Origin of the sequence: Pseudomonas sp. FeS53a (assembly GCF_000931385.1) — a bacterium.
Taxonomy (GTDB): Bacteria; Pseudomonadota; Gammaproteobacteria; order Pseudomonadales; family Pseudomonadaceae; genus Metapseudomonas; species Metapseudomonas otitidis.
Genome location: NZ_JYFT01000080.1, coordinates 1 through 19,855 on the forward strand (window position 1 = coordinate 1; position 19,855 = coordinate 19,855).

General features: G+C 65.9%; 22 protein-coding genes and 1 other RNA gene. 11 read left to right on the forward strand and 12 right to left on the reverse strand.

What is annotated here, in order from left to right; translation table 11 throughout:
* Positions 1-586: 586 nt before the first annotated feature.
* On the reverse strand, positions 587-1,831 hold the full coding sequence (locus SZ55_RS25450) for an acyl-CoA dehydrogenase family protein (protein WP_044413615.1): 1,245 nt from the start codon (positions 1,829-1,831) through the stop codon (positions 587-589).
* A 496-nt stretch (positions 1,832-2,327) separates the two neighbouring features.
* Here SZ55_RS25450 and SZ55_RS25455 point away from each other — a divergent pair, with 496 nt between their 5' ends.
* Positions 2,328-3,317 carry a hypothetical protein gene (locus SZ55_RS25455; RefSeq protein WP_152644549.1) on the forward strand — a complete coding sequence of 330 codons (990 nt, stop codon included), beginning with the start codon at positions 2,328-2,330 and terminating at the stop codon, positions 3,315-3,317.
* Positions 3,318-3,350: 33 nt separating this feature from the next.
* Positions 3,351-3,968 (forward strand): hypothetical protein, encoded by a 618-nt coding sequence (locus SZ55_RS25460; RefSeq protein WP_044413620.1) that lies wholly within the window; start codon positions 3,351-3,353, stop codon positions 3,966-3,968.
* A gap of 366 nt (positions 3,969-4,334) precedes the next feature.
* Here SZ55_RS25460 and SZ55_RS25465 read toward each other — a convergent pair whose 3' ends face one another.
* The 3 genes from SZ55_RS25465 to SZ55_RS25475 are packed head-to-tail and all read right to left on the reverse strand — an operon-like array spanning position 4,335 to position 6,473.
* Complete coding sequence (locus tag SZ55_RS25465) at positions 4,335-4,805, reverse strand: arsenate reductase ArsC (protein WP_044413622.1); 471 nt, start codon at positions 4,803-4,805, stop codon at positions 4,335-4,337.
* Between the two features lie 17 nt (positions 4,806-4,822).
* Entirely contained in the window at positions 4,823-6,106 is a 1,284-nt protein-coding gene (locus SZ55_RS25470) for an arsenic transporter (RefSeq protein ID WP_044413624.1), read from the reverse strand.
* A gap of 10 nt (positions 6,107-6,116) precedes the next feature.
* A complete protein-coding gene (locus tag SZ55_RS25475) occupies positions 6,117-6,473 on the reverse strand; it encodes a metalloregulator ArsR/SmtB family transcription factor (protein WP_044413626.1) in 357 nt (118 codons plus the stop codon).
* Positions 6,474-6,646: 173 nt separating this feature from the next.
* Between SZ55_RS25475 and SZ55_RS25480 the strand changes: the two genes are divergently transcribed.
* Positions 6,647-7,825, forward strand: coding sequence for a saccharopine dehydrogenase family protein (locus SZ55_RS25480; protein ID WP_044413628.1), 1,179 nt, complete (start codon positions 6,647-6,649; stop codon positions 7,823-7,825).
* Positions 7,826-7,827: 2 nt separating this feature from the next.
* On the forward strand, positions 7,828-8,931 hold the full coding sequence (locus tag SZ55_RS25485; protein ID WP_044413631.1) for a DUF2855 family protein: 1,104 nt from the start codon (positions 7,828-7,830) through the stop codon (positions 8,929-8,931).
* A gap of 47 nt (positions 8,932-8,978) precedes the next feature.
* Here SZ55_RS25485 and SZ55_RS25490 read toward each other — a convergent pair whose 3' ends face one another.
* Together SZ55_RS25490 and SZ55_RS25495 are read right to left on the reverse strand one after the other, a co-directional pair.
* Positions 8,979-9,527 (reverse strand): DUF4166 domain-containing protein, encoded by a 549-nt coding sequence (locus SZ55_RS25490; protein ID WP_044413634.1) that lies wholly within the window; start codon positions 9,525-9,527, stop codon positions 8,979-8,981.
* 603 nt (positions 9,528-10,130) lie between these two features.
* Complete coding sequence (locus tag SZ55_RS25495) at positions 10,131-11,027, reverse strand: DMT family transporter (RefSeq protein WP_044413637.1); 897 nt, start codon at positions 11,025-11,027, stop codon at positions 10,131-10,133.
* 83 nt (positions 11,028-11,110) lie between these two features.
* Between SZ55_RS25495 and SZ55_RS25500 the strand changes: the two genes are divergently transcribed.
* A complete protein-coding gene (locus SZ55_RS25500; protein ID WP_044413639.1) occupies positions 11,111-12,442 on the forward strand; it encodes an aminotransferase-like domain-containing protein in 1,332 nt (443 codons plus the stop codon).
* A 9-nt stretch (positions 12,443-12,451) separates the two neighbouring features.
* Here SZ55_RS25500 and SZ55_RS25505 read toward each other — a convergent pair whose 3' ends face one another.
* Positions 12,452-13,195: a class I SAM-dependent DNA methyltransferase gene (locus tag SZ55_RS25505; RefSeq protein ID WP_044413641.1), complete on the reverse strand. Its 744-nt coding sequence runs from the start codon at positions 13,193-13,195 to the stop codon at positions 12,452-12,454.
* A gap of 95 nt (positions 13,196-13,290) precedes the next feature.
* Positions 13,291-13,551, reverse strand: a complete 261-nt coding sequence (locus SZ55_RS25510; protein WP_044413643.1) for a hypothetical protein — start codon at positions 13,549-13,551, stop codon at positions 13,291-13,293.
* A 208-nt stretch (positions 13,552-13,759) separates the two neighbouring features.
* On the opposite strand from SZ55_RS25510, the gene SZ55_RS25515 reads away from it, so the two are divergent.
* The gene (locus tag SZ55_RS25515) at positions 13,760-14,017 is read left to right on the forward strand and encodes a hypothetical protein (RefSeq protein WP_044413646.1); all 258 of its coding nucleotides are present in this window, start codon (positions 13,760-13,762) and stop codon (positions 14,015-14,017) included.
* Between the two features lie 107 nt (positions 14,018-14,124).
* A complete protein-coding gene (locus SZ55_RS25520; protein ID WP_052807671.1) occupies positions 14,125-14,457 on the forward strand; it encodes a VHL beta domain-containing protein in 333 nt (110 codons plus the stop codon).
* A gap of 8 nt (positions 14,458-14,465) precedes the next feature.
* Here the strand turns inward: SZ55_RS25520 and SZ55_RS25525 are convergent, their stop codons facing one another.
* The gene (locus tag SZ55_RS25525; RefSeq protein WP_044413650.1) at positions 14,466-14,822 is read right to left on the reverse strand and encodes a hypothetical protein; all 357 of its coding nucleotides are present in this window, start codon (positions 14,820-14,822) and stop codon (positions 14,466-14,468) included.
* 94 nt (positions 14,823-14,916) lie between these two features.
* Positions 14,917-15,237 (reverse strand): hypothetical protein, encoded by a 321-nt coding sequence (locus SZ55_RS27790; protein WP_232060764.1) that lies wholly within the window; start codon positions 15,235-15,237, stop codon positions 14,917-14,919.
* A gap of 244 nt (positions 15,238-15,481) precedes the next feature.
* On the opposite strand from SZ55_RS27790, the gene SZ55_RS25530 reads away from it, so the two are divergent.
* Positions 15,482-16,219, forward strand: coding sequence for a SapC family protein (locus SZ55_RS25530; protein ID WP_044413653.1), 738 nt, complete (start codon positions 15,482-15,484; stop codon positions 16,217-16,219).
* A gap of 105 nt (positions 16,220-16,324) precedes the next feature.
* Here SZ55_RS25530 and SZ55_RS25535 read toward each other — a convergent pair whose 3' ends face one another.
* A complete protein-coding gene (locus SZ55_RS25535; protein ID WP_044413657.1) occupies positions 16,325-16,600 on the reverse strand; it encodes a hypothetical protein in 276 nt (91 codons plus the stop codon).
* 338 nt (positions 16,601-16,938) lie between these two features.
* On the opposite strand from SZ55_RS25535, the gene SZ55_RS28230 reads away from it, so the two are divergent.
* From SZ55_RS28230 to SZ55_RS28765, 3 genes are all read left to right on the forward strand, one after another.
* Positions 16,939-17,319, forward strand: a complete 381-nt coding sequence (locus tag SZ55_RS28230) for a hypothetical protein (RefSeq protein WP_152644550.1) — start codon at positions 16,939-16,941, stop codon at positions 17,317-17,319.
* Between the two features lie 199 nt (positions 17,320-17,518).
* Positions 17,519-17,926: a phage integrase gene (locus SZ55_RS28760; protein ID WP_236692491.1), complete on the forward strand. Its 408-nt coding sequence runs from the start codon at positions 17,519-17,521 to the stop codon at positions 17,924-17,926.
* A gap of 36 nt (positions 17,927-17,962) precedes the next feature.
* Positions 17,963-18,442: a tyrosine-type recombinase/integrase gene (locus SZ55_RS28765; RefSeq protein ID WP_236692493.1), complete on the forward strand. Its 480-nt coding sequence runs from the start codon at positions 17,963-17,965 to the stop codon at positions 18,440-18,442.
* 974 nt (positions 18,443-19,416) lie between these two features.
* Here SZ55_RS28765 and ssrA read toward each other — a convergent pair.
* Positions 19,417-19,768: a transfer-messenger RNA gene (ssrA, locus tag SZ55_RS27795) on the reverse strand.
* Between the last annotated feature and the right edge of the window lie 87 nt (positions 19,769-19,855).

Consider the following 19,855-nt stretch of genomic DNA (forward strand, 5'->3'; position numbering starts at 1 on the left):
ACGCTGGGCATGGATTCTCCTCTCGATCCGTTCAGACGCGATCATCACTGCACCCGGCCCAACCTTGTGAATGCGAGCTCAAGGCTCTGGATACCGTTCGGGCTGTTCGAGTGAGTGTGGAGGGGCGGAGCACTATCTACGTTGCAGGCTCGCGGCCTAAGGGTGGACACGGCTTCCTATCCCTCCCCCGATGATCAGTCGGGGACTATGCCCCTGGGGTGGGGCTGTAGTCGAGATACAAGGGTGGATGGCGCTTTTTCCATCCACCAAAGGCGGCTGGCCCCTTGCCCCGTGGTAAGCCCTCGAACCGTACCCATAAACCGTGTGGCAATGCCTTCGTAGTCCGGGCTTCAGCCCGGGAGGCGGTGGATCGATGAAGCGCGATCCACCCTACGGCTGGGCCGGCTCTGATACCGCCCCACCGCACCGCCCCGGGGCGTTTTCGTGTCTCGGCGCGATGCGCTTCGTGCCTCAGCACATCCTACGGACCACGTGGCGATGCCCGCGTATCCCGGGCGGGTCCGTAGGATGCGGTGAGCTCAGCGAACCGCATCGCTCCCTGCACGGAATCACTGCCCCGGCACGCTCACCCCTGGCGGCTACCACCGCCGATCTGCCACACATAGGGCGGTTCGGTGCCGTTGATGTGCCAGTCGCCGACGATGCGCTCCTTGTAGATCACCGGGTTGTGGGAGGCCGCCGTGCGGGCGTTGCGCCAGTGGCGGTCGAGCTGACGGCTGACGCTGGTGGCCGAGGCGCCGAGGGCGTTGAACAGGTCGCTGGTGGCGCGCAGCACCAGCTCCACAGCGGCCACCTGGGCCTGGGCCGACTCCAGTTCGGCATGCACGTTGGCCAGGCGCTCGGCCTCATCGTCCCCGGCGAAGTGCGCCAGGTAGGCCCGCTGGGCGGCCTCCGCCGCGCGCAGGGTGGCCGCCTCGGCGGCGTAGACCTGGCCGGAGGCCTTGCCGATCACCTGCTGCACCTGCGGGTCCTCGCTCACCGCCGAGGCGTTGCCGTGGCTGAACACCCGGGTACGGCGACTCACCTCGCCGGCGAAGTCCCGCAGGGCGCCACGCCCGGAACCGGCCAGCACCGCCAGCAGCACCAGCTGGTAGAACGCCGTCTGGTAGCGGAAGCGCTCGGCGAAGTCGATCAGGTTGGCTTCCTCCACCACCGCATCCTTGAGCACCGAAGTGCCGCTGCCGGTGGTGCGCTGGCCGAAACCGTCCCAGTCATCCTGCTGCTGCACACCGGCCTGGTGGGTGCTGATGGCGGCGATCACGTCGCGGCCGTTGTCGTCGCGGCGGGCGAACAGGTCGATCCAGTCGGAGAACAGGCTGCCGGTGCTGTAGTACTTGGTGCCGTTGACCACCCACTGGTCGCCCTTGCGGCTGACCCGGGTGACCACGTCGCCGATCTTCACCGCACCCACCTCGGTCCAGGCGCAGCCCACCAGGTCACCGGCGACGAAGCGCTCGAACCACAAGGCCTGGGACGCATGGGCCTGGGCGTTGAGGCGGTCCTCGACGAAGGCGAAGTGGCCACGCAGCGCCTGGGGCACGTTGGAGTCCGCCTCGGCCAGCTCGATCAGCAACTGGAACAGCTGCGGCAGCGAAGCCCCCGCGCCGCCGAAGGCCACCGGGATGCGCACCGCGCCGAAGCCGGCCTCCTTCAGCCAGCGGATGGGTTCGTAGGGCAGGGTGCGCTCGCGCTCGCGGGCCACCGCGCCCTCGGCGATGCGCGCGAAGATCGGGCGGAAGCGCTGGGCCAGCGCCTCGTAGTCTGTACCGGTGGACAGGGCGGCGGGCAGGGTCTTTTGCTGGGCAGTCATGGAAGGGCTCCTGGGGTGACAAGGGACCGTAGCGGTCGTCCACCTCCCTTTTGCAGGGGCCGTGCCGCAGGCTCCAGAGCCCCATGCCCTGTGGCGTTCAGGGTGTTTTCCACAGCTCCGCCGTGGTCACCGGCCTGTTGCCCCGCAGGGCAGGCTGTTGATCGGCTGTTCCACAGCAGGCAGGTGGACGGAACACCGTCGTCATACCCCAGGCACAGGCGGATCCGTAGGATGCGGTGAGTTCGGCGAACCGCATCGGTCCCCGCGAGACCCAAGCCCGGAGACGTGTTGTGAATGGCGGATCAGCGATGGCGCGGAAAGGTGCAAAGGTTCCGTTGTGACGGCCGGCGAGCGTGATAGTGTCGCGACCTTCAGGGAAGCTTTTGGAGCAAGGGATATGCAATGTAAGACCTGGTGTCGACGTGTCGCGCGCCTGTCATTGCGGCTGGTTCTGGGAGGCCTCCTGGGTGCTGGGCTGCTGGCCTGTAGCGAACCCGTGGACCCGTCCTTCATCCAGACATTCATCGATGTGAACAAGCGCGGAGATGACTCCGCCTCGACCGCTCAGTTCGATGCGCAACTCGGGGTGTTGGCTGTAGGGCGTGAGAGCGGGCGTGTGGAAATCTGGAGCACTCGCGAATCCGGGCGCCGCATTGCCGTGCAGGGGCATCCGGCGCGACCGGAGTTCCTGGCCTTTGGCCATGACGATGGCATCGTGCTGAGTGCCTCGCGCTTCGATAACAATGCCATTGACCCGAGCTCCGGCGTTCGTATCTGGGATGCCGCCACCGGAGAGCTGCGTGCAACCGTGTCGGGCCTATGGGCGCCAGGCCCGTTGGCTGCGCTGCCGCAGAAGCACCTCTTCCTGATCAGCGACACGTCTGACCTGCTTCTCTATGACTTCGCTCAGCGGAAAGGAGTGGGTACCCGCTTGTCGTTGAAAACCAGCCTGATCACGGCACTGGCTGTCAACGCCACAAACGGCTTGATCGCGGTGGGTGGTGGCGACGGCAAGGTATTCACCTTGCGTCTGGTCGTGGGCGAAGACGAAGTGCCCAGGCTGGAAGTCATCAAGCAGGCTGACCCCTACAACAGTGCGCCTCGCAGCGATGTGCTCGACCTGGCGTGGTTCGATGACGACCGGCGCTTGGTGGCAGCGAACCGTATCCCGGAAGGTGTCGGGCGGGACGTATTGGGTGAAGTGGTGGAATGGGACCCTCAGGAGCTGAAGCCTCTGCGTCGGTTCCCCATTTCCCTGCAGACCCTCAACTGGGCCTCCCATACCCCTGGTGAGCCCTGGATGGTACTGGCAGGAACCGAGTCGACACGGGGTCGTATCGAGCTGGTAGACCTCCGCAACGGCGTCGCCTGGCGCTACAAGGCCAACACTGAACGCTCCCGCGCAGTCCTGCTTCCGGACGTTCGTGCGGGCCTCATTCTACAAAGCGGAGGCGCTACGCGGATTGCCTACCTCGATCAGGAGTGAGCGGCCCGTGCGCAGGCTCGCAGGGTGCCGCCCATGACTTCCTTGCTGGAGGACTGGTGCGCCTTCTGCGAAGGGCGGGCGTCGTTCGACAAGAGCCACTTTCTCGGCTTGCTCAAGGCATGCCGTGACCCCGAGGCCATTCGCCAGGTATTTCGCTACTTCCCCGACGCGGACGAAATGAGCCGAAGAGCCTGGGACGTCATCTCGTCAGGGACGCTGGAGAATGCGCTCTACCTGCTGCCCCGAAAGGAGAGCCGTCTGGCCGAACGTCTGTCACTCGGAGAGGCTTGGCTGCGCGAGCTGGCGCGGGTATGCGAGGCCTTTGGAGACGAGGAGCTGGCGGCGATCTGCCGTACCGCGAAGGTTGTTGCCGCCACCCGCGACGAGGTTCATGCCGCACGAATGCAGGACATTCCCGAGCTTTGGGTGTTCGACCGGCTCGGGGACGAAATCCGTGCACGAAAGACGCTGCATACCGAGGCGGCCTATGGGCTGCATGAAGCGCTTTATGGGTTGGCCGCCGATTACTACCTGGCCTGGTACATCGCCCAACCCCTTTTCGACCTGGACATCGATCTGGCTCGCTACTTGCGGCTCTGGCGAGCCGGCGGTGTTTGCGCGCTGATGCCAACCCGGCTGCTGGTGAGTTGAAGCCTGTAATCCGGACCGGGAGCCATCGCGGTACCGGTGCGTACCTTGGCGTGATGCGCTTCGTGCCTCAGCACATCCTACGAACCACGTGGCAATGCCCACGTAGCCCTAGGCAGGTCCGTAGGATGCGGTGAGCTCGGCGAACCGCATCGGTCCCCGCGCGGGAGCGTTGCGTGCTTAGGGTGGATGGCGCTCTTCCCATCCACCAATCGCGGCTGAGCCCGTGCTCCCCAAACCCCGTGGTGACGCCCCCGTAGCCTGGGCTTCAGCCCAGGGAAATGGTGGATCGATGAAGCGCAATCCACCCTACGCGGGCCCGGGGGATGCGATTTGGGGATGACGTTTTTTCCATCTACCCGGCCGGCTTCAAAGCCGGCCGATGCGGTCGAGTTCGGCTTGCAGGGCGGGGCGGTCGAGTTGGGCGAAGGGCAGGGCGAAGAAGGCGCGGCAGCGGGCTTCGATGCGTTGCAGGGTGGCGTCGAAGGCGGCGTCTACCTCGGCGTCGCTTCCCTGCACGTCGGACGGGTCGGCCAGGCCCCAGTGGGTCTTCAGCGCCGGGCCGAAGTAGACCGGGCAGGCTTCGCCGGCGGCGTTGTCGCACACGGTCACCACGATGTCCGGCGGGTTGTGTTCGAAGGCGTCGTTACCCTTGCTGCTCAAGCCGTCGGTGGCGATGCCGGCGCGGGCGAGGGTGGTCAGGCTGCGCGGCAGCACCTGGCCTTTGGGGTGGCTGCCGGCGCTCACCGCCTCGAAGCCGTCCGGGGCGAGGTGGTTGAACAGCGCCTCGGAGAGGATGCTGCGGCAGCTGTTGGCGGTGCACATGAACAGGACGCGCATGGTGGGTTCTCGCAAGGTCAGAGCCCCAGGCGCAGGGCCAGGGCGGAGAGGGTGATGAGCAGCACCGGCAGGGTCAGCAGGATGCCCACGCGGAAGTAGTAGCCCCAGGTGATGCGCACGCCCTTGCGCGCCAGCACGTGGAGCCAGAGCAGGGTGGCGAGGCTGCCGATGGGGGTGATCTTCGGCCCCAGGTCGCAGCCGATGACGTTGGCGTAGATCATCGCCTCGCGCACCACGCCCTCGCTGGCGCTGGCCTGGATCGACAGCGCCCCCACCAGCACGCTGGGCATGTTGTTCATCACCGACGACAAGCCCGCCGAAAGCAGTCCGGTACCCAGCGCCGCGCCCCACACGCCGTGTTCGGCGAAGCGGTCGAGCAGGGCGGTGAGGCCGTCGGTGAGGCCGGCGTTCTTCAGCCCGTAGACCACCAGGTACATGCCCAGGGAGAACACCACCACCTGCCAGGGCGCCTCGCGCAGCACCTTGCGCGTGGCGATCACATGGCCCCGCGCGGCGACGATGAACAGCAGCACCGCACAGGCCGCCGCCACCGCGCTAATGGGCACGCCGAGCGGCTCCAGGGCGAACAGCCCGACCAGCAGCACCAGCAGCATCCAGCCGCCGGTGACGAAGGTGGCGCGGTCGCGGATGGCCGCCTCGGGGGCCTTCAGCGCCTCCACCGGGTAGCGCGCGGGGATGTCGCGGCGGAAGAACAGGTACAGCACCGCCAGGGTCGCCGCCACGCTGGCCAGGTTCACCGGCACCATCACCGAGGCGTACTCGGCGAAGCCCAGGCCGAAGTAGTCGGCAGAGACGATGTTCACCAGGTTCGACACCACCAGCGGCAGGCTCGCGGTGTCGGCGATGAAGCCCGCCGCCATCACGAAGGCCAGGGTGGTGGCCGGGGAGAAGCGCAGCGCCAGCAGCATCGACATGACGATGGGGGTGAGGATCAGTGCCGCACCGTCGTTGGCGAACAGCGCCGACACCGCCGCCCCCAGCAGGATGCAGTAGGCGAACAGCCGCGCCCCGCTGCCCTTGGCCCAGCGCGCCACGTGCAGCGCCGCCCACTCGAAGAAGCCGGCCTCGTCCAGCAGCAGGCTGATGACGATCACCGCGATGAAGGTGGCCGTGGCGTTCCAGACGATGGCCCACACGGTGGGGATGTCCTGCAGCGACACCGCACCCACCGCCAGGGCGATCAGCGCCCCCAGGCTCGCGCTCCAGCCCACGCCCAGCCCGCGCGGCTGCCAGATGACCAGCAGCAGGGTGAAGAGAAAGACCGCCAGGGCAATCAGCATGGCCACCTCCTCAGCACGCCGGGCAGCAGGCGGCGGCCTGCCCCGGACGCCCTTCCATGCCGTGCAGCCGCGCCGCGTCCGCCGCCAGCCACTCGGCCGCACCGCGCAGCGCCACCTCCAGCAGCTCGCCCACCCAGGCGGGCAGGGCGGGGTTCAGCCGGTAGTACACCCACTGGCCCTGGCGGCGATCCAGCAGCAGCCCGGCGGCGCGCAGTTGCGCCAGGTGGCGGCTGATCTTCGGCTGGCTGTCCCCCAGCGCGCACACCAGCTCGCATACGCACAGCTCGCCCTCCTGGGCGATGAGCAGCGTCGCGCGGGCCCGCGTCGGGTCGGCCAGGCACTTGAACAGGTCGGGTGGGGCGATCATGGCGGCAGGGTCCGGATATATGGGAGGGCGAATATATGGAAATCCATATGTATCCTGCAATACCCGTCGTGCTCGCCCGCGCTTATGCCCCGTGATTCCCCGCGTTCCTTGAAATTGACGGCACCCGGGGCCGCGCCTAGCGTCTGGGGTTTCCCCCGTGCAAGGACACCGCGATGAAAAAGACGGCTGAGTTCGACCTGATTGTCTTCGGCGCCTCCGGCTACACCGGCCGGCTGGTGGCCGAATACCTCGTGCAGGCCTACGGCAACGACAGCGCCCTGCGCTGGGCCATGGCCGGGCGTGACCTGGCCAAGCTGGCGGCGGTGCGGGACGAGATCGGCGCCCCGGCCGACACCCCCCTGGTGGTGGCCGACACCAACGACGCCGCCAGCCTGCGCGCCCTGGTGGCGCGCACCCGCGCCGTGCTCACCACCGTCGGCCCCTACCAGCTCTACGGCGAGCCCCTGGTGGCGGCCTGCGCCGAGGCCGGGGTGGACTACGTCGACCTCTGCGGCGAGCCGGCCTGGATGCGCCGCATGATCGACGCCCACAGCGCCGCCGCGCAGCAGAGCGGGGCGCGCATCGTGTTCTCCTGCGGGTTCGACTCCATCCCCTTCGACCTCGGCGTGTTCTTCCTCCAGCAGGCCGCCAAGGCGCGCTTCGGCGTTCCGCTGCAGCGCATCAAGGGCCGCGTGCGCCAGCTCAAGGGCACCTTCTCCGGCGGCACCGCCGCCAGCCTCAAGGCCACCCTGGCCGCCGCCAAGGCCGACCCCTCGGTGCTGCAGCTGCTGGTCAACCCCTTCGCCCTGGCCCCCGGCTTCAACGGCCCGGCACAACCGGCCGGGGACCGCCCCGCCTACGACGAAGCCCTCGGCAGCTGGGCCGCGCCCTTCATCATGGCGGCCATCAACACCCGCAACGTGCACCGCTCCAACTTCCTCCTCGGGCATGCCTACGGCGCCGACTTCGTCTACGACGAGATGCTCCTCACCGGCCCCGGCGACAAGGGCAAGGCCATCGCCGAAGCCGTGGCGGCGGACCGCTCCCTGGCCAGCGACAGCGCCCCCAAACCCGGCGAAGGCCCGACCCGCGAGGAGCGCGAGAGCGGCCACTACGACCTGCTGTTCGTCGGCGAAACGGCGGACGGGCGCACCCTGCGCGCCGGCGTCACCGGCCAGCGCGACCCCGGCTACGGCTCCACCTCGCGGATGATCACCGAGAGCGCCCTGTGCCTGCTGCGCGACGCCACCCAGACCCCCGGCGGCATCTGGACCACCGCCCCGGCCATGGGCGAGGCGCTGATCCGGCGGCTCACCGCCCACGCCGGCCTCACCTTCCGCCTCGAGGACTGACCATGGCCGAGCAACTCGACTTCCTCGTCGACCGCCACGACCTCACCCGCTGCCAGTGCCAGGCCAGCCCGCTGGCCGAAGCCCTGGCGCCGGGGCAGGTGCGCCTGCGCCTCGACCACTTCGCCTTCACCGCCAACAACGTCACCTACGCCGCCATGGGCGAGAGCCTGCACTACTGGCGCTTCTTCCCCGCCCCCGAGGGCTGGGGCAAGGTCCCGGTGTGGGGCTTCGCCGAGGTGGAGGCCAGCGCCTGCGACGGCATCGCCGTGGGCGAGCGCGTCTACGGCTACTTCCCCATGTCCAGCCACCTGGTGGTGGAGCCGGCCCAGGTGCGCGAGGGCGGTTTCCTCGACGGCGCCGAGCACCGCCGGCCGCTGCCGGTGATCTACAACCAGTACCTGCGCTGCGCCCGCGACCCGCTCTACGCCACCGGCAGCGAAGCGCTGCAGATGCTGCTGCGCCCGCTGTTCACCACCTCCTTCCTGCTGGACGACTTCCTTGCCGACAACCAGCTGTTCGGCGCCCGTCGCGTGGTGCTCACCAGCGCCTCCAGCAAGACCGCCATCGGCCTGGCCGAACTGCTGCACCGCCAGCGCGAGGCCCGGGGCGGCTACGAAGTGGTGGGGCTGACCTCCGCCGGTAACCGCGCCTTCGTCGAGGGCCTGGGCTGCTACGACCGGGTGATCGGCTATGACGAGGTGGCCGAGCTGGGCGCCGAGGTCCCCACCCTGACCGTGGACTTCGCCGGCAACGGCGAACTGCTCGGCCACCTGCACCGCCTGCTGGGCGAGCAGCTGCGCTACAGCTGCCTGGTGGGCGCCGCCCATTGGGACCAGCGCGGCGGCCTGCCCCGTGACCTGCCCGGCCCCCGGCCGACGCTGTTCTTCGCCCCCAGCCAGGCCGAGAAGCGCCTCAAGGAGTGGGGCGGCCCCGGCTTCCAGGCGCGCCTGGCGGATTGCTGGACGCAGTTCCTCACCTTTGCCGGGCACTGGCTGCAGGTGCAGGAAGGCTCCGGCGCCGAGGCGGTGGAGCAGGTCTACCGCGACGTGCTCGACGGCCGCGCCGACCCGCGCATCGGCCACGTGCTGGCGCTGCCGGCACCCTGAGCCCGGCGGGCCGGCCCTGGTCGCCGGCCCGTCGTTTCAACCGCGATTCAGCCCGCCGCCTCCAGCAGCCCCTCGTAGGTCACCAGCGGCCCCAGCAGCGGCAGCGAGAAGGCCACATGGAAGCGGTAGCGGCCGGCCTCGATGCGCTTGTAGGCATCGGTGCGCGGCAGCAGCGCGCGGGGCAGCGGCAGGCCCCACAGGCGAATGCCCAGGCAGCGCCAGAACCAGCCCCCGTCGATCACGTCCACCGTCAGCAGCAGGCGCAGCGGCCCGGTGGACTCCACCCAGTGGCCGCCCTCGGCCAGGCAGCCCACCGGCGCGAAGTGGGACGTGAGCGGCGCCTGCCCGTCGAAGCTGCGGGACCACAACAGCGCCGCGTCCTGGTGGGCGATGGTCACCTCCAGGCGGTGCGCGCCGGGGCCGGGGAAGCGCATCTTCTTCGCCAGGCGCCGCCCCAGCACCCCCGCCAGCCCCTGGCCGTAGCTGATGGTCACCTCGCCCAGCAGGCGCCCGCCGTGGCTGTGCAGGTGCTGGAGTTGGGGATGCAGCTCACTGAAACGGTCGCCGAACCAGCGGCGGGTCGCGGTGGTGGACATGGCAGGGCCTGGAGAGGGGAGAGGTGCGCAGTCTGGCAGGCCCGCCATACCCTGGGGAGCCCTTTACCAATGGCTCTGTCTGCGTTGCTGTTGTGAACTCAATGCGAAGGCTCAAGTACGGTGCTTCCTGGGGTATTTAAGGCTTCCTGTGATGCCCACTGCGTTTCACCACCCTACGGAGGCCACTGCGCCCCGAAGGTGATGCGCGCACCGATGAAGATTCTGGCGAAGACGTTGGAGCAGCGACCAAACGCCCCTTTCAGGAGGCCGAGCGGAGTCATCGTGGAGGGGGTTGAGCGACATGGATGTCGCGAGAGCGCTGCCGGGCCAGGGATGGCCCGTCAGCGCGGGCCCCTGGAACGATGATGGAGTGAGGGAAGTCTGGCGAAGCCAGACCCGTATGCAGGGGCAAGCCTTTTTGGTTTCTTTTTTGGCGACTGAAAAAAGAAACTCGCCTGGCAAGGCGAAACAGAAACCCTCAGCAAAACTCGGCAATCGGCTTGGCCAAAAACCTCCTGGCAACTCTTAACGCAGATAGAGCCTTACCAATCGGCTGTCGAGAAACGTGAGCGAAGCCGCGGCAGCGGCCACGCAGCCCGTTTTTCACCGGGCGAAGCGCCGCGCCCCGGCCACACAGAGAATCACCGCCACCGTCACCCCCAGCATCGCCGGGCTCACCGCCTCCCCCAGCAGGCCGGCCGCCAGGGCCAGGCCGAAGAAGGGCTGCAGCAGCTGCAACTGCCCCACCGCCGCGATGCCGCCCTGGGCCAGGCCCCGGTACCAGAACACGAAGCCGATCAGCATGCTGAACAGCGACACATAGCCCAGGCTCAGCCAGGCCGGCAGCGTGATGCCGGCAACGCTCGCCGGCAGGCGGTACAGGGCCAGCGCCAGCATCACCGGCAGCGCCAGCACCAGCGCCCAGCAGATCACCTGCCAGCCGCCCAGGCTGCGCGACAGCCGCGCCCCCTCGGCATAACCCAGCCCGCACACCACGATGGCCAGCAGCATCAGCAGGTCGCCACGGGGCGAGGCCGTCAGTCCCTGGGCCACGGCGAAGCCCACCACCAGCAGGCTGCCCAGCACCGAGAAGCCCCAGAACGCCGGGCGCGGCCGCTCGCCGCCGCGCAGCACGCCGAAGGCCGCCGTGGCCAGCGGCAGCAGGCCGAGAAAGACGATGGAGTGCGCCGAGGTCACCGTTTGCAGCGCCAGCGCTGTGAGCAGCGGGAAGCCCACCACCACGCCCAGCGCCACCACCGCCAGCGGCAGCAGCTGGCTACGGGAAGGGCGCGGCGCCCCGGCCGCCAGCAGCAACGCCAGCGCCAGCAGCCCGGCCAGGCTGGCCCGCGCCACGGTGAGGAACAGCGGATCGAACTCCAGCACGGCCACGCGGGTGGCGGGCAGCGAACCGCTGAAGATCAGCACGCCGATCAGGCCGTTCAGCCAGCCGCTGCCGGCCAGGGGACGGGTGGGGGAAGAGGGGGTGACGGTGCGTTCCACGACGGGCTCCTCGCTGTTTGGGCGCCGTCACCGTACGATCCAGTGGTTGATACGCTCAAATAATTGTCATGGATACAGCGCCCATGCCCCGCTCCCGCTACAAGGCCGTCGTCGATGCCCTGGCCCGGCAGATCCGCAGCGGCGAACTGCCGCCCGGCACCCGCCTGCCCACCCACCGCGAGCTGGCCCGGCGTGAAGGCGTCGCCCTGGCCACTGCCACGCGCATCTACGCCGAGCTGGAACAGATGGGCCTGGTGAGCGGCGAGACCGGGCGCGGCACCTTCGTCCGCGAGCTGGCCCTGCCGCCGGGGCACGGGGTGGACCAGCCCGGCGTCTCGGCCGGGGTGGCCGACCTCAACTTCAACTACCCCACGCTCCCCGGCCAGGCCGAACTGCTGCGCACCGCCCTGCGGCAACTGGCGCTTTCCGGCGACCTGGAAGCGCTGCTGCGCTACCAGCCCCACGCCGGTCGCCCCCATGAGCGCGCCGTGGTGGCGCGGCACCTGCAGCAGCGCGGGCTGAGCGTGGAGGCCGCCCAGGTGCTGCTGGTGAGCGGCGCCCAGCACGGCCTGGCGATCAGCCTCATGGCCCGGCTGCGGCCCGGCGACGTGGTGGCGGCGGATGCGCTGACCTACCCCGGCTTCAAGGTGCTGGCCGAAGCCCTGCACCTGGAGGTGGTGGCCGTACCCGCCAAGCCCGACGGGCCGGACCTGGACGCCCTGGCGCAGCTGTGCCGGCGCCGGCCGGTGCGTGCGCTCTACAGCATGCCGACCCTGCACAACCCCCTGGGCTGGGTGTTGCCGCTGGCCACCCGGCAGCGCCTGGTGGCCCTGGCCGAGGCCCATGACCTGCTGCTGATCGAAGATGCCGCCTACGCCTACCTGGCCGAGGACCCGCCGCCGCCCCTGGCCGCGCTCGCCCCGGCGCGCACCCTGTACGTCTCGGGCCTGTCCAAGAGCCTCGCCACCGGGCTGCGCATCGGCTTCGTCGCCGCTCCCGAAGGCTGGGTGCCGAGCCTGGAGCGCAGCCTGCGCGCCACCACCTGGAATACCCCGGGGCTGATCACCGCCCTGGCCTGCGCCTGGCTGGAAGACGGCACCGTGGCCCGCCTGGAGGCGCAGAAGCGTGACGACGCCCGCGCCCGCCAGGCCCTCGCGGCCCAGGCGCTGGCCGGCATCGAGCACCTCGGCCACCCGGCCTCCTACTTCCGCTGGCTGCCGCTGCCGGAAGCGGCGCGGGCCGACCGCATCACCCAGGCCCTGCTGGAGGAGGGCATCGCCGTCTCCACCGCCGAACCCTTCTGCACCGCGCCCCATGTGCCCCACGCCCTGCGCGTGGCCCTCGGCTCGGTGGACCTGGCGACCCTGGAGCGCGCCCTGCGCCGGGTCGCCTGGGTGGTCAGCGCAGCGGGGTGAGGCGCGCGCTCAGCGCTTCACGCAGACGAACAGCGCATTGCCGGAGCGACCGTCCCAGGGGGTGATGCGCTCGTAGTCGTGCTCGAACACCTGCACCTCGAAGCGCGGCGCCAGCAGCTGCTGCAACTCGTCGAAGCCGGTGGCGACCATCGGGTGCTCATCCTCCCAGCGCTGGGTGACGCCGTCGGTGGTCTTCTCGATGCACAGGCGCAGCGCCTGCTGCTCCCCCTCGCCCCGGTAGAACCAGCCGGAACCGAAGGTGAAGGCGCTGCCCTCGTGCTCCACCGAATGGCGCACGAAGGACTGGTTGTCGATCTGCCGCTTGTCCACCGTGTTGAAGCAGAACACCCCGCCCGCCGCCAGCGCCCCGTGCACCTGCTCCAGGCAGGCCTGCAACGGCGCCAGGCCGGGGTTGTAGTGCAGGGAATAGAGGAAGCAGGTGATCAGGTCCTGGGGCGCGTCCACCGTGAAGCTGGCCATGTCCTGCCGGCTGAACCGTGCCTCGGGGCAGCGCAGCCGGGCCAGGTCCAGCATCGGCTGGTTGATGTCCAGGCCGGCGCTGGCGTAGCCGAAATCGAGGAAGTGCCGCACATGGGGCCCCGTCCCGCAGGCCAGGTCCAGGTGCCGCCGCCCGGAGGTGCCGAACAGCTGGTGCAGGCGCCGCACGCAATGGCTCTGGGCCTGGTAGTCGATGTCCGCGCACATCAGGTCGTAGTAGGCGGAGAGGTCGGTGTAGAGCGCGTTGGAAGACATAGGGGCCAGCCGCCAGCAGAACGAAAAGGCGCGCATGGTAACCCAGCGCCGTGCGCAGCCTGTCGGATGGCGCAACGGCGGAGGAGGAGGGGGGATTACTCGGCGGGGGCGGCGGCCTGGGCGTCGTGGGCCGGGCTGGTCTGGCCCTTCTCGGGGATGATCTCGCCACTGGCGAGCCACAGCGCGTACTGCGGGTAGAGCTGCACGAGGGCCGTCATTTCCTGGGTACTGATGCGGGTGCGCTTGTCGTAGCGAACCGTTCTCCAGCGGGTGCCGCTGATGTCCGTCGTTCTCACCAGCTCATCCAGGCCGGTGATGTCGACGAGAGCTCTGATCCGATCGTCTATTGATTCCATATCGATCTATAGCGTGTCATTTGTACTGTACAAAAATACCGTACAAAATGTATTATCCGTTGTAATGTACGCAGGTTCCTGGCTTGTGCCGGGAGCTGCGTACCCCGAAAAGTTGAACATAGTGCAATAAAAGCCATGGGCTGTGGAGGTAAACCCGCCCCTTGCGGGTGAAGGCCAGCCTGGGCGCGTACCCAAGGAGGGATCTCGGATGCAGGCACTTCCCGTGTCCAACGCCGCTGCCGCGCTGGACTATCTCGGCCAGACCGTGGTCATGGAACTGCGCTGGGCCGCCGAGTCCACGTCCACCTGGGGCACCTACCACGTGCTCGGGCTCGTCGTGCCAATGGCCGGGGTGTATGAGAGCGGCCACTTCCTCGTCATGGACGCCGTCAACGGCGGCGACTTCCCGGACGAAATCTTCTGGGACACCATCCGCACCCTGCTGCCCCTGAACCCGAGCGACTGAAGCGCCGGGCGCCCCACGCATTTGTGGCGGCCTGCACGCCGGGCGAAAGCGGGAGCGCATATCCTGCCCTCCCGACCCGGCGCATCCCGCGCCCAAGGACAGCCCCCATGAAACGCGCCTGGTGCCTCGCACTGCTGATGCTGGCCAGCCACCCCCTGCTGGCCGCCACCCTGCACGAAGCCGAAACCAAGAACCTCGCCTACTCCATCAGTGGCGAGCAGACGACTGTCATTACCTTCATCAACCACAGCCGCGCCACCCGCAAGCTGTACTGGCTCAACTACGAAGGCCAACGCGTCCTCTACAAGGAACTGCGCGCCGGCCAACGCCAGCGCTTCGACACCTACCTCACCCACCCCTGGCTGGTCACCGACGCCGACGACAACGCCCTGACGATCTACTACCCGGATACCGAGGCGAGGGTGGTGGAGTTGAGGTAGGGGGCGGGCTACTGGAATAGCCCTTCGAGCGTCCGCAGCGCACTGAGGATCGGAGGGGTTGCAAGATCGGACGTCGGGCCCAACTCGGGCATGGCCTCCCGCACGTATGCCAGCGGAATGACCGGCCCGAATCCCGCCAGGACCTGGGCAGCAGCCGGGAACACCGCCGGGTGCAGCACAAGTACCGACTCATCGATACCTACCCACACACCCGGCCCGAGCCACTCCCACTGGCGAAGGCTCTCGGCCAATGCGTGCTGCCCAATCGCCGCCGCCCCCTGTTCGAGCAGGTGACGGACCAACACGACGTCCACGTCATGCAGGCGAAGGGTGCGGTTGGCGAACTCGAAGAGGTGGTGGGCCATGGATACCTGTTGGGCGGGTGAGCGCGTCGCTATGCGTATACGCAAGCGTATAGAACCGCATAGACGCGCATAGAAAGACGTATATCGCCGTGTATCAATCTGCGCCGGGCAAGGTATAGAAACTCCACCGCCGCTCGCCATGCTTGACCAGCTTTTCCCCCACCATCAGGCGCTTCAGTAACTGCCACGCCTGATCCTCGGAAAGTCGACAAAGCTCCATTACTTCCGCCCGCTTGATCTGCCCATGCTGTTGCACATAGCTCAACACCATCTGTTCCTGCTGAATCGGTGTGAAGCCTACCTGGCGGGTATAGGCGGCCTTGTTTCCCGCAGCTTGTTGGCGGAGACACGGGAAAGGCCGTTTGCTGAGGCAGAGTTTTCGAGCGGGTATTTCGCTTCGGGTTTCGGCGTGCAATCTTGCAATGCTTCGGCGCTAGGGTGGGCGTCGGCGAACCGTTCGCGTTGTTCGATCACGGCCGGGCCGTGGCGCTCGGTCTTGCCGGTGTTGGCCTGCAACGCGTCGCTATCCGCTTCAACCGGGGCCTGCCTTTCAGTGCCGGCCCTGTGGTCGCCACCCTTCAAGGACGTGGTGCCGGACCTGGCTGCGGGCAGCCGCTGGCCCGGTTGGCACCGCATTGAGTGATGCAACGGAGATACCCATGACCACCCTGCTGCTCTACAAGGACATCCAGGCCCTCAACCGCGACGAGCACAAGGCGCTCAAGCTGCGTGCCATGGAGCATTGCGGCTTTGCCGGTTCCACCCACCTGGTCCCTCTGGCCGGCCTGGAATTCTTCCAGGCGGCGCCGCACTACCCGATCCTGTTCATCGGCGAAGGCGAGCGCCTGGTGCCCATCGCCCTGCTCGGCCTGAAGGAAGGCACCAACAGCTACCTCGACGCGCAGCAGCGCTGGCAGGCGGACACCTACATCCCGGCCTTCGTGCGGCGCTACCCGTTCGTGCTGGCTCAGGACGATGCCCACAATTTCACCGTGTGCTTCGACGCGGCCTATGAAGGCTGGAACGAGGGTGAGGGCCGTGAGCTGTTCGTGGAGGAGGGCGGCAACAGCGCGTTCCTCGACGAGATGATCGACTTCCTGCAGAACTTCTCCGCCGAGATGGAGCGCACCCGGCTGTTCGTCCTCAAGCTCGAGGAACTGGGCCTGCTGGCCAAGCGCACCCTGCAACTGACCCACTCCAGCGGGGAGACCTTCGTGCTGTCGGACTTCCTGGCGGTGGACGAGGAGAAGTTCCTCGCCCTGGACGATGCCCAGGTGCTGGAGCTGCACAAGACCGGCTTCCTCGGCTGGATCTATGCCCACCTGATGTCCCTGGGCAACGCCAACCGCCTGTTCACCCGCATGGTCACTTCCCGTGGCGAGGCGGCCCTGCACTGAGTGCCGGCGGGCGGGGCTCCGCGCCCCGTCCGTGCTGGTGGATGCGGGCTTGAAAAAAGACGTCCTCGGACGTCTTTTTTTGTGGGCGGGCAGGGGAGGCTGTGGTCAGGCTTGCGCCTGGGCTGCGCGCCTTGAGGCTGTTTCCCGGGCTACGGCCTTCCAGGTCTTCTGCTCCGGCTCCAGCTCGGGATAGGCCTTCACCGCCGGGTTGATGAGGTCCATGACGATCATGCCCATGGCTTTGCCGGTGATCCGGGTCAGGTCGTCCTGCTGCGCCTCCGTCAGGTGCGGGAGTGCCTCCTGGAGCAGGTCGTTCAGCGCCGCCAGCGCATCGATCCCGCCGTCCCGTATGGCCTTGGCGGCATCCAACGTCAGTGTCATGGGGCATCTCCATCCTGGGAATTGGGAGCGGCAGTATGGCAAAAGCTAGTCGAGGGCCCAAAGAAAAAGCGGGATCAGTGCAAGCGCAGTAAAGGATGTTCTGATGTAAAAAGTTGCTGCACGAGTTATGTGACTCGGATAACCCGTGGTGAAAGGTGCCAGAGAATTGCCTGATGAAACCACGACGGTTCCGAACTGTATTTGATGAGTCGTAGCCTAGTTCTCATATGCTTTGAACTCGGCTACCGCGATCCTCTTTTGACGCTGGTGCCTTCTCCTGCCTATGCCGCTATAGTTTGAGGCCCGATCGGTTCACTGCCGTGCCAAGGAATGCAACCATGAAATCCGGTGCCCTATCCATACTAATATTCACAATAGTTGGCCCAATCATCGGTCTGTTGATCTTATTTCGAGGCAGTCTTGAAGCTCTGGTATTCCCTTTTACTCTTATGGCGGCATTCATGATGGGAGGGCCTGTGGCCGCTCTAACTGGTGTGATTTTTGTTATTTTTCAAGCCATAACAGTCAGATTAAGCAGCCTTACTTATATGTGGTGGGGGATGGGCGCGATCCTCGGGGGAGCAGCCGGAATCACTGCGGCAATCGCTTCAAAACTACTGCTGAGTGACTTTAATAATGCTTCAAATATTTACTGGTTTTGTGGGGTTGTAGGTGCAATTTGCGGAGCTGTTCGATATGCACTTCCAACTGATCATTAGCATGTTCGAGTCGTTCTCTTTCGGTCATGGCCACGCCGAGCGTGGTGGTCAAATCCGATGCAATCGGTGGTCAAGGGCAATGCTATTCCGCAACCAATAGCAGTGAACTCTGCGCCCGCGGCGCCTGGGTGCTTCTAGTCGAGCCAGTCGCTACACGCTCATAGATCAACTTCCCGCCTCGCCTAGCTGTATGACTTGCATGGTCTGGGGCGATTCACAGCGCTTCGAAGCAACTTGCCGTGCCAGGGTTATCGAGGCCCCTTCGTGGACACCCAAACCGAAGGATCGTCGCCGGCTCTCTGAGTTGATCAGCCTCTGGTACAACCTGCACGGGCACTCACTCCGGGACGGAAAGCGTCGTCTCTCCAAGCTGGAGCAGGTGGCTGTTCGTCTGCGTAACCCGATTGCAAGGCATCTCGACGCTTCAGACTACTCCGCCATGCGGCGTAAACGTCTCGATGCGGGTGTGTCACCGAAGACGATGAACAACGAACTCGGCTACATCCGCGCCGTGTTCAACGAACTGCGTGACCTGGGCCAGCTCGACTATGACAACCCACTCGCAAGCGTGAAGCCGCTCAAGCTGCAAGAGCGTGAATTGTCCTAGCTCACTCAGGACCAGATAGGCGAACTGCTGGACGCCATTTGCACCGGCTGCGAGAACCCCCACACAGAACTGGTGACACTGCTTTGCCTCGCCACGGGGGCCAGATGGTCGGAGGCCGAAAAGCTCCGCCCAAACCGCCTTAAGGGGAATGTTGTCACCTATGCCGGCACCAAGTCAGGCAAGGTCCGTTCTGTCCCGATATCCAGGGAGCTGGCGGATCGGATCAGGAAGCACTGGCGCACACACGGGCAGTTCACGTCGTGCATCACATCCTTCCGCTGGGCCTTGAAGCGAACCACCATCAAGCTCCCCAAAGGGCAGGCCGCCCACGTCCTGCGCCACACCTTCGCCAGCCACTTCATCCAGAACGGCGGCAACCTCTTCACCCTTCAGAAAATCCTTGGGCACTCCACCGTCGCCATGACGATGCGGTATGCGCATCTGGCGCCTGAGCATCTGCGAGACGTCCTTCGATTCGGACCACTTACAAGCGATTCCGCTCAACACAACATGTAGTGCCGTATTTTTGTTGGTCAAAAAACGCTCAAGTGGGTGGCGAAAAAAAAAGCTCATCTAGAAGCCTAGTGCCTCAAGGGCTTGAGCCTTATGGCCTCGAAATTTTCGCGCACAACTTATCCACAGCTTGTTCAGTGCTCCTCACCTTGCAATGCAGTAAATGGGGGCATATCTTGTGTCCACGTCGATGCGACATGGCAATTTAATGGCGCTTCCCGAAGGTATTCGGACCGAGCCTGTAGGTAAAAGGCTCGTGCGATGTGAGGAAATGCTTGACCGGCTCTTACGAGTCTCGATAGCATTTAAATTGCTGGATTTATATCCAGTAAAAAGAACGCCCTCGCTACCTTACGGTAGCAAGGGCATCATCCGGCGCAGAGACAGTCAGGTCTGGAAAACTAAGTCTGTCAAAACGCCTACGCTCAAGCCCTTCAGGACTGGAGGTGGGGTCTTACTATACGCATCTGAATAAACGCGCACAATCTCTTGTAGGCCTGGATGGCCTCAGTGGTCAAGGGGTTGGTAGGTAAAAACTCACCTCGGTCTTGAGGGGCTTCCTTTTATAGGAAACGCCCAACATGCAAGAACCTACTGATGAGTTTGAGTACGTGTACTGCCGCTATCGGCGGTGCGGTAAGCGCCTCTTGGACGCGCATGCCTATGGTTTGAAAGCCTGGCGCTTGCGCATCCGCCGTAAGAAGGAGAAGTGATCATGACTACTTCTCGTCGGCGGTCTGGAAATCGCTTCCGCACGGTGTATGTCCACCAGTACAAGCGGCGCCGTTTCGGTAAGTGGGAGGATGTTTGTGCCCACTACCGGAGTCATCCGGGGCAGCTCAAATTCGACTTCTGATGCTTTGTTTTGGAGGGTGGCTTTGCCACCCTCCTTTTTGTGTTCGGCTTGTGTTTTTCGACACTTTTTCGACACCCAAAGAAAAACCCCTGAATTTCTCTAGGAAAATCAGGGGTTTATTTGGTGGAGCCGGGGGGATTTGAACCCCCGTCCGCCAGTTCTCCGCTTTCGGGACTACATGCTTAGCCTGGTCTACTGAGTTAGCTCATTGCCGCCCGACAGGCAGGGTGCTTTGAGCGAGCTGTATAAGTTTTAGCCGTTACGTCTACAGCGAACTTGGCGGCGATCCTGTTCTATCTGACAGTCGTTTCGGGTTTACAGGCATCCCCTAGCGACTGCTGGCGCATTAAGCAGCCAGAGCGTAGTTGTCGTCGTTGGCAACTATTAAAGTGCAGCAACTGATTTACGAGGTCTGCTGCCAGCTCGGCATGCCCCTAGAGTTTTGTTACCGGCGTCGAATCCTAATCGGCCCCGATGCTCGCTCTAGAGCAGGGGCGCATCGTACGCCAAAACCCGGGCAACGTCGACAGTCCCGCGATAATTGGGGGCGGGCTGGCCGC

Excerpts from the sequence above, each read along its gene's own strand:
- SZ55_RS25530 (WP_044413653.1), top strand. The coding sequence starts at position 15,482 with ATGACCACCCTGCTGCTCTACAAGGACATCCAGGCCCTCAACCGCGAC.
- SZ55_RS25485 (WP_044413631.1), top strand. The coding sequence starts at position 7,828 with ATGGCCGAGCAACTCGACTTCCTCGTCGACCGCCACGACCTCACCCGC.
- SZ55_RS28760 (WP_236692491.1), top strand. The coding sequence starts at position 17,519 with ATGGTCTGGGGCGATTCACAGCGCTTCGAAGCAACTTGCCGTGCCAGG.
- SZ55_RS25510 (WP_044413643.1), bottom strand. The coding sequence starts at position 13,551 with ATGGAATCAATAGACGATCGGATCAGAGCTCTCGTCGACATCACCGGC.
- SZ55_RS25475 (WP_044413626.1), bottom strand. The coding sequence starts at position 6,473 with ATGATCGCCCCACCCGACCTGTTCAAGTGCCTGGCCGACCCGACGCGG.
- SZ55_RS25490 (WP_044413634.1), bottom strand. The coding sequence starts at position 9,527 with ATGTCCACCACCGCGACCCGCCGCTGGTTCGGCGACCGTTTCAGTGAG.
- SZ55_RS25525 (WP_044413650.1), bottom strand. The coding sequence starts at position 14,822 with ATGGCCCACCACCTCTTCGAGTTCGCCAACCGCACCCTTCGCCTGCAT.
- SZ55_RS25520 (WP_052807671.1), top strand. The coding sequence starts at position 14,125 with ATGAAACGCGCCTGGTGCCTCGCACTGCTGATGCTGGCCAGCCACCCC.
- SZ55_RS25450 (WP_044413615.1), bottom strand. The coding sequence starts at position 1,831 with ATGACTGCCCAGCAAAAGACCCTGCCCGCCGCCCTGTCCACCGGTACA.
- SZ55_RS25500 (WP_044413639.1), top strand. The coding sequence starts at position 11,111 with ATGCCCCGCTCCCGCTACAAGGCCGTCGTCGATGCCCTGGCCCGGCAG.
- SZ55_RS25480 (WP_044413628.1), top strand. The coding sequence starts at position 6,647 with ATGAAAAAGACGGCTGAGTTCGACCTGATTGTCTTCGGCGCCTCCGGC.
- SZ55_RS25515 (WP_044413646.1), top strand. The coding sequence starts at position 13,760 with ATGCAGGCACTTCCCGTGTCCAACGCCGCTGCCGCGCTGGACTATCTC.
- SZ55_RS25505 (WP_044413641.1), bottom strand. The coding sequence starts at position 13,195 with ATGTCTTCCAACGCGCTCTACACCGACCTCTCCGCCTACTACGACCTG.
- SZ55_RS25460 (WP_044413620.1), top strand. The coding sequence starts at position 3,351 with ATGACTTCCTTGCTGGAGGACTGGTGCGCCTTCTGCGAAGGGCGGGCG.
- SZ55_RS28230 (WP_152644550.1), top strand. The coding sequence starts at position 16,939 with ATGAAATCCGGTGCCCTATCCATACTAATATTCACAATAGTTGGCCCA.
- SZ55_RS25465 (WP_044413622.1), bottom strand. The coding sequence starts at position 4,805 with ATGCGCGTCCTGTTCATGTGCACCGCCAACAGCTGCCGCAGCATCCTC.
- SZ55_RS25535 (WP_044413657.1), bottom strand. The coding sequence starts at position 16,600 with ATGACACTGACGTTGGATGCCGCCAAGGCCATACGGGACGGCGGGATC.
- SZ55_RS25470 (WP_044413624.1), bottom strand. The coding sequence starts at position 6,106 with ATGCTGATTGCCCTGGCGGTCTTTCTCTTCACCCTGCTGCTGGTCATC.